The 12927-nt window shown below is 45.5% G+C and carries 10 protein-coding genes and 4 tRNA genes; 13 read left to right on the plus strand and 1 reads right to left on the minus strand.

Annotation, left to right across the window (positions count from 1 at the left end):
* Nucleotides 1-18: 18 nt before the first annotated feature.
* The 3 genes from R8N46_RS18270 to rpoS all read left to right on the plus strand — a co-directional run bounded on the left by R8N46_RS18270 (nt 19) and on the right by rpoS (nt 2649).
* On the plus strand, nt 19-645 hold the full coding sequence (locus R8N46_RS18270) for a protein-L-isoaspartate(D-aspartate) O-methyltransferase (protein WP_005380892.1): 627 nt from the start codon (nt 19-21) through the stop codon (nt 643-645).
* A 13-nt stretch (nt 646-658) separates the two neighbouring features.
* Complete coding sequence (locus R8N46_RS18275) at nt 659-1582, plus strand: peptidoglycan DD-metalloendopeptidase family protein (RefSeq protein WP_017633546.1); 924 nt, start codon at nt 659-661, stop codon at nt 1580-1582.
* Between the two features lie 80 nt (nt 1583-1662).
* The gene (rpoS, locus tag R8N46_RS18280; protein ID WP_005380887.1) at nt 1663-2649 is read left to right on the plus strand and encodes an RNA polymerase sigma factor RpoS; all 987 of its coding nucleotides are present in this window, start codon (nt 1663-1665) and stop codon (nt 2647-2649) included.
* Nucleotides 2650-2731: 82 nt separating this feature from the next.
* Here rpoS and mutS read toward each other — a convergent pair whose 3' ends face one another.
* Nucleotides 2732-5293 (minus strand): DNA mismatch repair protein MutS, encoded by a 2562-nt coding sequence (gene mutS / locus R8N46_RS18285; protein ID WP_065274847.1) that lies wholly within the window; start codon nt 5291-5293, stop codon nt 2732-2734.
* An 84-nt stretch (nt 5294-5377) separates the two neighbouring features.
* Here mutS and pncC point away from each other — a divergent pair, with 84 nt between their 5' ends.
* From pncC to R8N46_RS18335, 10 genes are all read left to right on the plus strand, one after another.
* Nucleotides 5378-5860 carry a nicotinamide-nucleotide amidase gene (gene pncC / locus R8N46_RS18290; protein ID WP_065274846.1) on the plus strand — a complete coding sequence of 161 codons (483 nt, stop codon included), beginning with the start codon at nt 5378-5380 and terminating at the stop codon, nt 5858-5860.
* Between the two features lie 200 nt (nt 5861-6060).
* Complete coding sequence (recA, locus tag R8N46_RS18295; protein WP_005380874.1) at nt 6061-7104, plus strand: recombinase RecA; 1044 nt, start codon at nt 6061-6063, stop codon at nt 7102-7104.
* 127 nt (nt 7105-7231) lie between these two features.
* Nucleotides 7232-7699, plus strand: coding sequence for a recombination regulator RecX (recX, locus tag R8N46_RS18300; protein WP_017633543.1), 468 nt, complete (start codon nt 7232-7234; stop codon nt 7697-7699).
* 142 nt (nt 7700-7841) lie between these two features.
* Nucleotides 7842-10424 carry an alanine--tRNA ligase gene (gene alaS, locus R8N46_RS18305; RefSeq protein WP_318098468.1) on the plus strand — a complete coding sequence of 861 codons (2583 nt, stop codon included), beginning with the start codon at nt 7842-7844 and terminating at the stop codon, nt 10422-10424.
* A 212-nt stretch (nt 10425-10636) separates the two neighbouring features.
* Nucleotides 10637-11824, plus strand: coding sequence for an aspartate kinase (locus tag R8N46_RS18310; RefSeq protein WP_005383803.1), 1188 nt, complete (start codon nt 10637-10639; stop codon nt 11822-11824).
* 92 nt (nt 11825-11916) lie between these two features.
* Nucleotides 11917-12114 (plus strand): carbon storage regulator CsrA, encoded by a 198-nt coding sequence (gene csrA / locus R8N46_RS18315; RefSeq protein WP_004415691.1) that lies wholly within the window; start codon nt 11917-11919, stop codon nt 12112-12114.
* Nucleotides 12115-12448: 334 nt separating this feature from the next.
* Nucleotides 12449-12540, plus strand: a tRNA-Ser gene (locus R8N46_RS18320).
* Between the two features lie 31 nt (nt 12541-12571).
* Nucleotides 12572-12648, plus strand: a tRNA-Arg gene (locus tag R8N46_RS18325).
* A 29-nt stretch (nt 12649-12677) separates the two neighbouring features.
* Nucleotides 12678-12769 (plus strand) — tRNA-Ser (locus R8N46_RS18330).
* An 85-nt stretch (nt 12770-12854) separates the two neighbouring features.
* Nucleotides 12855-12927: transfer RNA gene (locus R8N46_RS18335), tRNA-Arg, on the plus strand.

The following is a 12927-nucleotide window of genomic DNA, read 5'->3' on the forward strand; positions in this document are numbered from 1 at the left end:
GTTAAAGGAAGAGAAGTAATGAGTAACCCACATGCTGACAGGTTGATAGCGTTTCTTATCTCCAGTGGCATCAAAGACCAAAGAGTTCTGGATGCTATCCAACGCTTGCCACGAGAAAGCTTTGTTTCTCAAGCGATGATGCACCAAGCCTATGATAACAATGCGTTACCAATTGGTCAGGGACAAACTATTTCTCAGCCTTATATCGTTGCTCGTATGACCGAGTTGCTTGAGCTAGAGCCGGCGAGTCGTGTTCTGGAAATCGGAACGGGATCGGGTTATCAAACCGCGGTACTGGCGCAAATTGTTGATCATGTATACTCCGTTGAGCGAATTAAATCGTTGCAATGGGAAGCAAAGCGTCGCCTGAAGCAATTGGATATTTACAATGTTTCAACTAAGCATGCTGATGGGTGGCAGGGCTGGGAAGCGAGAGGTCCTTTCGATGCTATCATTGTTACCGCTGCCGCTGAAGTGATTCCCCAAGCTCTTCTCTCACAATTAAGAGATGGCGGCAAAATGGTCATTCCTGTTGGAGATACGGAGCAACAGTTATTAAAAATAGAGCGTAAGGGAGACGAATATCTCTCTACCGTTGTAGAAATGGTTCGGTTCGTACCTCTGGTTGCGGGTGATTTAGCTTAAGGGTTAGGGATAGGTGAATAAGTTACTACGTCATATTGGTATTAGCTTTGTGTTTGCTGCAGGACTAGTTGGTTGTGCAGCGCATTCCCCTGCACCTGTCTCTAGTCTAAAAAAAGACTATTCAAGCCTTGAAAGAGGGAGTTACAGAGGGAGTTATTATGAGGTAAAAAAAGGCGATACGCTTTACTTCATAGCTTATGTCACAGATAAAGATGTAAATGATCTTGTTCGTTACAATGAGTTAACTCAGCCTTACACTATCTACCCAGGACAGAGGCTAAAACTTTGGGCTCCGAAATATGTCGCCCCTAAATATGGTCAAAAAGTTGAACCCGTTGTGGCTCCTGTTGTTACGACACCCCCAGCTCCAGTGACGAAAACATCAACAGCCTCTAAACCTAAACCTTCGAGTAAAAACTCTAGTCAAAAACCTACAGAGACTAAGCCTAAAGTCGTACAAAAACAGCCTCCAAAGAAGGTTGAACAATCGAAAACAAAGGAGTATGTTGGTTCAAAAGATAACCAAAAAGTGAAGCAAAAAGCGCCAACTACCACAGCAAAGAGTGATAAAGTCTCAAAGTGGTTGTGGCCAACAAAAGGGAGAGTAATCAAGAACTTTTCGGCGGGAGAACAGGGAAATAAAGGTATCGACATCGCAGGACAGCGTGGTCAACCTATCGTTTCAACCGCAGCCGGCACAGTCGTTTATTCAGGCAATGCGCTACGAGGTTATGGCAACTTAATTATAGTAAAGCATAACGACAATTATTTAAGCGCATACGCACATAATGACAAACTGCTGGTCACAGAAGGACAAAGCGTGAAAAGCGGACAAAAAATCGCCACCATGGGTAGTTCAGGTGCAAAGTCGGTCAAACTACACTTTGAAATTCGCTATCAAGGTAAATCAGTGAATCCAAAACGCTATTTGCCTTAAAACTTTGAAAAACAACTTGCGACATCATTTAGCGACATATTGAGTTGTCATGTCTTGCTAACTCGCCAGGGGGAGGCGTTATGAGTATCAGCAACACAGTAACCAAAGTTGAAGAGTTTGCATTTGACAATGCGTCAGTGAAGACCATTGATAACGAACTCGAAAGATCATCATCCACAGAAAGCAAAGCGACTGCGCGTGAAGAATTTGACGCGAGCAGTAAAAGCTTAGATGCAACTCAGTTGTATTTGGGCGAAATTGGCTTCTCACCTTTACTTACTGCCGAAGAAGAAGTGCTTTACGCAAGACGCGCCCTACGTGGCGACGAAGCGGCACGCAAACGTATGATCGAAAGTAACCTACGTTTGGTTGTTAAGATTTCTCGTCGATACAGTAACCGTGGTCTAGCACTACTCGATCTGATTGAAGAAGGTAACCTCGGCTTGATCCGAGCGGTCGAAAAATTCGACCCAGAACGTGGTTTCCGTTTCTCTACTTACGCAACATGGTGGATCCGACAAACGATAGAGCGAGCGTTGATGAACCAAACTCGCACGATCCGTCTACCTATCCACGTAGTGAAAGAGCTGAACATTTATCTGCGTACTGCGCGTGAACTTTCTCAAAAGCTCGATCACGAACCGACCGCAGAAGAAATTGCTGCTCAATTAGATATTCCAGTCGAAGACGTAAGCAAAATGTTACGCCTTAATGAGCGTATTAGCTCTGTCGACACGCCAATCGGTGGTGACGGTGAGAAAGCGCTGCTGGATATTATTCCTGATGCAAACAACTCTGATCCAGAAGTTTCGACTCAAGATGACGACATCAAATCATCGTTGATTCATTGGTTAGAAGAGTTGAATCCGAAACAGAAAGAAGTGCTTGCACGTCGCTTCGGCCTACTAGGCTACGAGCCTTCGACGCTGGAAGAAGTTGGTCGAGAGATTGGTCTGACACGTGAGCGAGTACGTCAAATACAAGTGGAAGGTTTACGTCGTCTTCGTGAAGTCCTAATCAAACAAGGTTTGAATATGGAAAACTTGTTTAACGTAGAAGACGATTAAGTAATCCGTATTTCACTAGATACACAAAAGGCTATGGTTCCCCATAGCCTTTTTTCTTTTTTGCTCGTCGGTGTGAGTCTGTTTACAGCATCTTCTTCAAGCGATACAGCTCTTCAAGAGCTTGGCGTGGCGTTAAGTCGTCAGGATCAATACCTGACAGAGCTTGTTCGACCTCGCTAGGCTCTGGAATCAGGCTCAACTGGTTGGCCACATCTACTGCACTTGGACGCGGTGTGTCACTGTTTTGCCCCAGTTGCTCTAGCTGAGATAGCTTGTTACGCGCATTTTTGATGACCGTTTTTGGTACGCCAGCTAAGCCCGCAACAGCCAAGCCGTAAGACTTACTTGCCGCACCTTCTTGAACTGCGTGCATAAAGGCAATGCTGTCTCCATGTTCTACGGCATCCAAGTGAACGTTCGCTAAGCTTGGCAGTTGGTTCGGTAACTCTGTTAATTCGAAGTAGTGAGTTGCAAATAGGGTCATCGCACCAATTTGTGTTGCGAGCCATTCCGCACTTGCCCAAGCTAAAGAGAGACCGTCGTAAGTACTAGTACCGCGTCCGATTTCATCCATTAGCACCAAACTGTTCTTAGTTGCGTTGTGAAGAATATTGGCTGTTTCGGTCATTTCTACCATGAAGGTCGAGCGGCCAGATGCAAGATCATCTGACGCACCAATACGAGTAAATATACGATCTAAAGAACCAATCTGTGCGGATTCTGCCGGTACATAAGAGCCGATATGTGCCATCAATGCAATCAGCGCAGTTTGACGCATGTAGGTTGATTTACCACCCATGTTTGGACCGGTGATGATCAACATCTTACGGGCTGGGTTAAGCTCAATTGGGTTCGCGATGAACGGCTCTGTTGTTACTTGTTCTACGACTGGATGACGACCAGCTTGAATGTGAATTCCTGCGTCTTTCACAAGCGTTGGGCGGCAGTAATCTAACGAATCTGCACGCTCTGCTAGGTTTTGTAATACATCCAGTTGAGACAGAGCAGAAGCTAGGTTTTGCAGCTTCTCAAGGTTTGGCATCAATAGATCAAACAGTTCTTCCCACAACTGTTTCTCAAGTGCTAACGCTTTAGATTTCGAGTTAAGTACTTTGTCTTCGTGTTCCTTAAGCTCTGGGATGATGTAGCGTTCAGCGTTTTTGAGTGTTTGGCGACGTACATAATGCGGTGGAACCAAATGGCTCTGGCCACGGCTCACTTGGATAAAGAAGCCATGAACGTTGTTATAGCCTACTTTAAGCGTATCGATACCGTGTCGTTCACGCTCATCTCGCTCAAGCTGCTCAAGATATTCTGTTGCACCGTCTGCCAATTTTCGCCATTCATCGAGCTCCGCATTGTAGCCTTCAGCGATGACGCCACCATCACGAATAACAACCGGCGGATTTTCTTTAATCGCGCGCTCTAACAGGTCACATACTTCGTCAATCGGAGCTGCATACTTCGCCAATTTCGTTAGGTACGGATGGGTCAAAGAAGCGGTGACAGATTCTAGCTCTGGTAGCTGTTGCATGGCATTGCGAAGTCTAGCCATATCGCGGGGGCGAGCAGAGCGTAATGCAAGGCGCGCTAAGATACGTTCAATATCACCAATTTGCTTTAACGTTGGTTGAAGATCGGCAAACAGAGCTTGTTCTTTAATCTCACCAATCGCATCAAGGCGATTGTTTAACGTTTCAATGCAACGCATAGGCTGATGCAACCAACGCTTCAGCATTCGGCTGCCCATCGGAGTTGCACAATGGTCGAGTACTGCAGCGAGCGTGTTATCGGTTCCGCCTGCTAGATTTTGAGTAATTTCCAGATTACGTCGGGTAGCAGCATCAAGGATGACGGATTGATCCTGATGATCAAACGTTAAAGAGCGAATATGAGGTAAAGCCGTACGTTGAGTATCTTTTACGTACTGGATCAAACAACCAGCAGCACATAACCCTAAGGACGCATGTTCTACACCAAAACCAACCAGATCTTTTGTGCCAAATTGTTGATTGAGTTGTTGCTTAGCCGTATCAAGCTCAAACTCCCAGACTGGGCGACGACGGTTACCATTGCGGCCCGCCATTAAATGTACAGGTTCAAAATCTTCTGGGAACAGTAGCTCACGTGGTGCAGTGCGTTGAAGCTCGGCTGTCATCGCTTCTTCAGTTTCTGGTTCTGTCAGTTGGAAGCGACCAGAGGTGACATCCAGCGTCGCATAACCGAACTTACCGTTGTGATGGTAAATTGCTGCGATTAAGTTATCGACACGCTCAGAAAGCAGCGCTTCATCCGTCACAGTACCTGGTGTCACGATACGCACAACTTTACGTTCTACCGGTCCCTTGCTGGTGGCCGGATCGCCAATCTGTTCACAGATCGCCACAGACTCACCAAGCTGAACAAGTTTTGCCAGGTAGCCCTCTACGGCGTGAAATGGCACACCCGCCATTGGGATAGGTTCACCTGCAGACGCACCACGTTTGGTCAATGAAATATCAAGAAGCTGAGAAGCTCGCTTGGCATCATCGTAAAAGAGTTCGTAGAAATCGCCCATGCGGTAGAACAGCAAAATCTCTGGGTTCTCAGCTTTTAGCTTGAGGTATTGCTGCATCATCGGAGTGTGTTTTTGTTCAGCTTTCACAGGTAAGTTCTTTTGTTTATTTCCGTAGCGGCTTAGGATACGTGAATCCCTATCAAGTAAAAAGAGACAAAGGGCATTTTGGCTATGGAAAAAACAACAAAATTGAGTGCCGATTTAGGCACATTATTGGCTAAACACGGGCATGTTTTAACAACCGCAGAATCATGCACAGGTGGTGGTGTTGCAACCGCCATTACTGACATTGCTGGTAGTTCAGCTTGGCTTGACCGTGCGTTCGTCACCTACAGTAATGAAGCGAAAATGGAGATGCTTGGTGTGCAAGCTTCAACGTTAGAAGCGCATGGTGCAGTGAGTGAGCCAGTTGTGATTGAAATGGTGCAGGGTGCAATTAAAAACTCCAATGCCACCATCGGTGTGTCCATCAGTGGTATTGCAGGGCCGGGTGGTGGCAGTGAAGAGAAACCAGTCGGCATGGTCTGCTTTGCTTTTGCTGATAACCAAAGTTGGCAGCAAGTCGAAACCATGCATTTCTCTGGTGACCGTGCAGAAGTTCGCAAAAAAGCGGTCGAGCACGCGCTGACTCAATTGTATCAACATCTGCTCTAGAATTTCTTAACTTGTTTTAGCCCAGCATTGATAAGGGCTAGAGCAAATCATGACTTTAGGTCAGCCAAATTTTTTTCATACAGGTATGGACACTGTATGAATCAACAGTATAATAACTTTCATTGCTGAGCAGTTCTTCTGCTTAAGAAAAATGAATTACTATTCGTCGCCCAAAGAAGATGAATAAATCGGAGAAAGTAATGGACGAGAACAAACAGAAAGCGCTCGCCGCTGCGCTAGGTCAAATTGAAAAGCAATTCGGTAAAGGCTCTATCATGCGCCTTGGTGATAACCGCGCAATGGACGTAGAAACCATCTCAACGGGTTCTCTTTCTCTTGATATCGCTTTGGGTGCTGGTGGTCTACCAATGGGTCGTATCGTAGAAATCTACGGCCCAGAATCTTCAGGTAAAACAACATTAACGCTTGAGCTTATTGCTGCTGCGCAACGTGAAGGCAAAACGTGTGCGTTTATCGATGCAGAGCATGCTCTAGATCCTGTATACGCGAAGAAACTTGGCGTTGATATCGATGCATTGCTAGTTTCTCAGCCAGACACAGGTGAGCAAGCTCTAGAGATCTGTGACGCACTTGCACGTTCTGGTGCTATCGATGTTATGGTTGTCGACTCTGTTGCAGCACTAACACCGAAAGCAGAAATCGAAGGCGAAATGGGCGATAGCCACATGGGTCTGCAAGCACGTATGCTTTCTCAAGCAATGCGTAAGCTAACGGGTAACCTAAAGCAGTCTAACTGTATGTGTATCTTCATCAACCAAATCCGTATGAAGATTGGTGTGATGTTTGGTAACCCAGAAACAACAACAGGTGGTAACGCACTTAAGTTCTACGCTTCTGTTCGTCTAGATATCCGTCGTACTGGTGCAATCAAAGAAGGTGACGAAGTCGTAGGTAACGAAACGCGCATCAAAGTTGTTAAGAATAAGATTGCAGCACCATTTAAAGAAGCAAACACACAAATCATGTACGGCCAAGGCTTTAACCGCGAAGGTGAACTTGTCGATCTAGGTGTGAAGCACAAGTTAGTTGAAAAAGCCGGTGCTTGGTATAGCTACAATGGCGATAAGATTGGTCAAGGTAAAGCGAATGCATGTAACTACCTGCGTGAGCACCCTGAAGTGGCTAAAACTATCGATACAAAACTGCGTGAAATGTTGCTAGCGCCAGCACTTGCGGAAGCGCCTGAAGCTGGTGAAGCGCCAGAGCAAGCTGAAGAGTTTTAATCTCTCATAGATTAATAAATGACAAAGCCCTGCAATGCGGGGCTTTGTTGTATCTATTGAAATCAAAAATCGAATTATCACAAAGGCCATTGAGAGCCTGTACAGCAAAAATACTTTTAGGATCATCATGTACCAAAAACGCCAGGCGCCAACATTATCGAGCAAAGAGGCTGCTATACAATTGCTTAGCCGTCGCGATCATGGTCAGTATGAGCTTTACCAAAAATTATCGATGAAGGGCTATGAAGAATCAGACATCGACATCGCAATTAATTTTTGCCTAGACCATAACTATTTAGATGATTTACGTTACGCGAAGAGTCAAATTAGACAGCATGTATACAAAGGACATGGAGAGCGTCGAATTCGTCAAGAGTTAAACCAGAAGCGTGTTGCGGAATCGGTGATTGAGCAAGCTATGGCTGAAGAGCCGCAAGATTGGTTTGAACTGGCTAAACAGGCGGCAGAAAAGAAATTCAAAGGTATTAAAGCCAAAGACCAAAAAGAGTACGCAAAACAAGTTCGTTTTCTGCAGTATCGCGGCTACAGTTTTGACCAAATCAGCTACGCGCTGAGCTTTGAGGATGAAGATTAACGGTCAGTCGTCCGCACTGATTTTTGTTTTGCTTCAAATTTTTTCTCCTACTCCCTCTTTTCCTCAAGAAAACTAGTCTCAGCTGTTTGCATGATCTACAATACGGCAAAATTCTAACTCGACTATTTTCAGGAAGAGCTGCATGTACATGAGCACTGATGAGGTTCGTAACGCGTTCCTCAAGTTCTTTGAGAGCAAAGGACACCAAATCGTAGAAAGTTCATCGTTAGTTCCACATAACGACCCAACCCTGCTGTTCACAAACGCAGGTATGAACCAATTTAAAGATTGTTTCTTAGGCTTAGAAAAACGAGTCTACACTCGAGCGACTACGGCTCAGCGTTGCGTACGTGCTGGTGGTAAACATAACGACCTAGAAAATGTTGGCTTTACTGCTCGTCACCACACATTCTTTGAAATGTTAGGCAACTTCAGCTTTGGCGATTACTTCAAAGAAGATGCGATCTCCTTTGCTTGGGAATTCTTAACTGAAGTTCTTAAACTGCCAGCGGATCGTTTATTGGTAACTGTTTACGAAACCGATGACGAAGCGTTTGACATCTGGAACAAGAAAGTTGGCGTGCCCGCTGATCGTATTGTTCGCATTGGTGACAAAGAAGGCGGCAAGCCGTACGAGTCTGATAACTTCTGGCAAATGGGCGACACTGGCCCTTGTGGTCCATGTACTGAAATCTTCTACGATCACGGTGAGCACATCTGGGGTGGCCGTCCTGGCACGCCTGAAGAAGATGGTGACCGTTTCATCGAGATCTGGAACAACGTATTCATGCAGTTCAACCGTCACGCAGACGGCACTATGGAACCGCTACCAAAACCATCGGTAGATACTGGTATGGGTATCGAGCGTATCTCTGCAATCATGCAGGGCGTTCACTCAAACTACGAAATTGATGTATTCCAAGCTCTTATCAAAGCAGCAGCAGAAGTGATCGGTTACGAAGACCTATCAAACCAATCACTACGCGTTATCGCTGACCACATCCGTTCATGTTCATTCCTGATCGTAGATGGCGTTATGCCTTCAAACGAAGGTCGTGGTTACGTATTACGCCGTATCATCCGTCGCGCAGTTCGTCACGGTAACAAGCTGGGCGCACAAGGTGCATTCTTCCACAAGTTGGTTGGCGTACTGGCAGACATCATGGGTACGGCTGGTGAAGAGCTGAAGCGTCAACAAGCTGTGGTTGAAAAAGTACTGCGTATCGAAGAAGAAAACTTTGGTCGTACACTTGAGCGCGGTATGGCGATTCTAAACGAAGCATTAGATAACCTAGACGGTAAAGTACTGGACGGCGAAACCGTATTTAAACTTTACGACACTTACGGCTTCCCAGCTGACTTAACTAACGACGTTGCACGTGAGCGTGAGTTCGCAATCGACGAAGAAGGTTTTGAGAAAGCGATGGAAGAGCAGCGTCAACGTGCGCGTGAAGCGGGTAATTTTGGTACTGACTACAACGCAGCAATCAAAGTTGATACGCAAACAGAATTCTGTGGTTACACAGGTACTAAAGGCTCTAGTTCTGTAGCAGCGATGTTCGTTGAAGGCAACGAAGTAGATTCTCTATCTGCGGGCGACAAAGCAATCATCGTACTTGGTGAAACACCATTCTACGCAGAGTCAGGCGGTCAGTGTGGTGACGCTGGTGAAATCCGTACTGAGTCTGGTGTATTCCGCGTTGAGGACACTCAAAAACTAGGTAACGCAATCGCGCACCACGGTGTAATGGCAGAAGGCGTTCTAGCGAAAGGTGATGAAGTAGCAACTATCGTTGACGCAGAGCGCCGCGCAGCTATCTCTCTAAACCACTCAGCAACGCACTTGCTACACGCAGCACTACGCCAAGTTTTAGGTGAGCACGTAACGCAGAAAGGCTCATTGGTGAAGGCAGACAACCTACGTTTCGACTTCTCACACCTAGAAGCCGTAACTGCAGCAGAACTGAAAGAAGTTGAGCGTCTAGTTAACGCGCAAATTCGTCGCAACCACACGATTGAAACCAACGTGATGGACATTGAGTCTGCTAAGAAGAAAGGCGCAATGGCACTGTTTGGTGAGAAGTACGATGACGAAGTACGCGTACTGTCTATGGGTGACTTCTCGACAGAGCTTTGCGGTGGTATTCACGCATCAAGCACAGGTGATATTGGCCTATTCAAAATTACTTCAGAAAGCGGCATTGCTGCAGGTATTCGACGTATTGAGGCGGTAACAGGCGAGGCTGCATTAGACGCGATTGAAGCTCAAAACGCGAAGTACGAAGAGAAACTGGCAGAATCTGCACAGAAAGCAAAAGCGCTAGAGAAAGAAGTGCAGAAGCTAAAAGATAAGATGGCGGCAGCAGAAAGCGCTAACATCATGGGCAAAGCGGTTGAAGTCAATGGTACAAAAGTTCTAGTCGCAGCTCTTGAAGGCGCTGACAGCAAGAACCTACGTACTATGGTTGATGACATTAAGAACCAAATGGGGTCTGGTGTCGTACTGCTTGCTAACGTAACAGGTGACAAGGTTGGCCTGATTGCTGGTGTGACTAAAGATCTAACTGGTAAAGTAAAAGCTGGTGATCTAGTTAAGATGATTGCTGAGCAAGTCGGTGGTAAGGGCGGTGGTCGTCCTGACATGGCTCAAGCTGGTGGTACTGATGTAGCCGCACTACCAGAGGCAATTAAAACAGTTCAGCCTTGGTTAGAAGAGCGCTTATAAGCTTTTAACTACTAAAATTACGCTCAATCAAGTTTCTTTGATTGAGCGTAATTTTTTTTAGCAGCCAAGTGGTTTAATTGACTAAAAGTTAACCGAGTCATTTAGGCTATTTGGTTTTTGTTGTAACTACTGCTTATATAATTTTTCTAAAAGGAAATACTGACGATGTAAGCAGTTCTAAAGAGACTTCGGTCTTGGGAAGGTGAAGACTGGTGAAAAAGCCCCTTATCGTGCAAAAGTTTGGCGGAACCTCTGTGGGTTCAATTGAAAGAATCCACCAAGTTGCTGAACACATCATTAAGGCGAAAAATGATGGCAATCAAGTTGTTGTTGTCGTGTCTGCAATGTCAGGCGAAACAAACAGACTGATGGACCTCGCTAAACAGATAGATAGCGTGCCTACAGCTCGAGAACTTGATGTTTTGCTCTCTGCTGGTGAGCAAGTGTCAATGGCACTGTTAGCAATGACACTCAATAAATTGGGTCATGCTGCACGCTCGCTTACCGGAGCACAGGCGAATATTGTGACGGATAATCAACACAATGACGCAACGATTAAACACATTGATACTAAGACAATTCTGGGATTGCTGGAGCAAGACCAAATAGTGATTGTTGCAGGCTTTCAAGGTGTGAATGAGAACGGGGATATCACCACATTAGGTCGAGGTGGCTCAGATACGAGCGCAGTGGCACTGGCAGGCGCATTGCGCGCGGATGAGTGTCAAATCTTTACCGACGTTGATGGTATTTATACTTGTGACCCACGTGTAGTGAAAAACGCGCGAAAATTGGCGGTTATCGATTTTCCTTCCATGGAAGCGATGGCAAGCCGAGGCGCGAAAGTATTACATTTACCTTCAGTGCAATTTGCATGGAAGAATAATGTGCCACTGCGCGTGCTTTCGACATTTGATGTTAATGAAGGCAGTCTGGTAAAGGGGGAGTTAGGCAATCAAGCCGTCTCTGGTATAGCCATTCAACGTGACCTTGCCATAATCGAAGTCGATAAAGAACATTTATCTAGTGCTACAAAACAATGTCAGATGTTGGGTATCGACATTTGGAATGTGATCGAGGAAACAGAACGGGCAGGTATCATGATAAAACAAGATGCATGTGCCAAGTTCGATCTGGTGTTCAGCGACAAAATCCGTAATAGTGAAGTGGTAAGCCTGTTGACCGCAGTGGGGCTTGAGGCCAATGGAATGGTAGAGCACGCATGCGATTTGTTGGCAAAGCGAGATATTGAGATCAATTTCAGCGCAACGAATGCACTCACTATGATGCTAGTTTTAGCACCCGAATGTGTGGATACAGCAGCAAACATTCTGCATGATGCTTACATTACGTCTAGTGAAGCATTAAACATTCAACAAAAACATGCCTTTTTAGGCTGATTTTCGCTAACAAGGTAGTTTACGAAAATATAACTTTTGTTGGATAATAGCTTTGTAGCAAGAAAATTTAGAGATTACTCAAGGAGCAAAGAATGCTAATTTTGACTCGCCGCGTAGGCGAAACACTGATGATTGGTGATGAAGTGACTGTAACTGTACTAGGTGTTAAAGGTAACCAAGTGCGTATCGGCGTTAACGCTCCGAAAGAGGTTTCAGTTCACCGTGAAGAAATCTACATGCGCATTCAAGCTGAAAAAGGCAATGGCAACGTTGCTTCAGGTAACTACTAAGTCGCTCCTGTTTACAGAGCTTAGTTTGAATGAAAAAGGCTAACCGAAGGGTTGGCCTTTTTAGTTTTTACTGTTTTTGAAAATTTGCAGAAACTATTGTGTTGAGTATGGCTGTGAATTCATCAATAATGTTGATTCGAACTTCAGAAAGTTATTTGAAAATAAATGTCTTTTTTTCAGAGAAGACTCTCTTTTTTTCATCATAATAGAGTGATAAAGTTCGTTTAATAGTCACTTTGATTAAATCAGCAACGGTTAAGCCAGTTTCGTAGATTTTTTCAAAGAAAGTGTTTGACATATTTTCGGTAAAACGTAATATGTGCCTCCGCAAGACGGTGAGGTGGCCGAGAGGCTGAAGGCGCTCCCCTGCTAAGGGAGTATACGGTTTATCCCGTATCGAGGGTTCGAATCCCTCCTTCACCGCCATTCTTGCAACGTTGATTTATCAACAAAAAGTGCGTCCTTAGCTCAGCTGGATAGAGTACCTGGCTACGAACCAGGCGGTCGGAGGTTCGAATCCTCCAGGACGCGCCATATCTCTTTTGAGATATAACAATGAAAACGGTGAGGTGGCCGAGAGGCTGAAGGCGCTCCCCTGCTAAGGGAGTATACGGTTTATCCCGTATCGAGGGTTCGAATCCCTCCTTCACCGCCATTCATTGACTGGCCCGATGGCCTTTTTTTTGTTTCGTAAGAAATGAATGTGATTTACTTCACAACTTCTTAGCAAGAAGATCTGCGCGTCCTTAGCTCAGCTGGATAGAGTACCTGGCTACGAACCAGGCGGTCGGAGGTTCGAATCCTCCAGGACGC

The organism is Vibrio sp. 1874, assembly GCF_033344395.1.
In the GTDB taxonomy this organism is placed as follows: Bacteria; Pseudomonadota; Gammaproteobacteria; order Enterobacterales; family Vibrionaceae; genus Vibrio; species Vibrio alginolyticus.

Bases quoted from the DNA above. Each gene is read 5' to 3' on its own strand.
- recA (WP_005380874.1), top strand. From the start codon at position 6,061: ATGGACGAGAACAAACAGAAAGCGCTCGCCGCTGCGCTAGGTCAAATT.
- recX (WP_017633543.1), top strand. From the start codon at position 7,232: ATGTACCAAAAACGCCAGGCGCCAACATTATCGAGCAAAGAGGCTGCT.
- rpoS (WP_005380887.1), top strand. From the start codon at position 1,663: ATGAGTATCAGCAACACAGTAACCAAAGTTGAAGAGTTTGCATTTGAC.
- R8N46_RS18270 (WP_005380892.1), top strand. From the start codon at position 19: ATGAGTAACCCACATGCTGACAGGTTGATAGCGTTTCTTATCTCCAGT.
- alaS (WP_318098468.1), top strand. From the start codon at position 7,842: ATGTACATGAGCACTGATGAGGTTCGTAACGCGTTCCTCAAGTTCTTT.
- pncC (WP_065274846.1), top strand. From the start codon at position 5,378: ATGGAAAAAACAACAAAATTGAGTGCCGATTTAGGCACATTATTGGCT.
- csrA (WP_004415691.1), top strand. From the start codon at position 11,917: ATGCTAATTTTGACTCGCCGCGTAGGCGAAACACTGATGATTGGTGAT.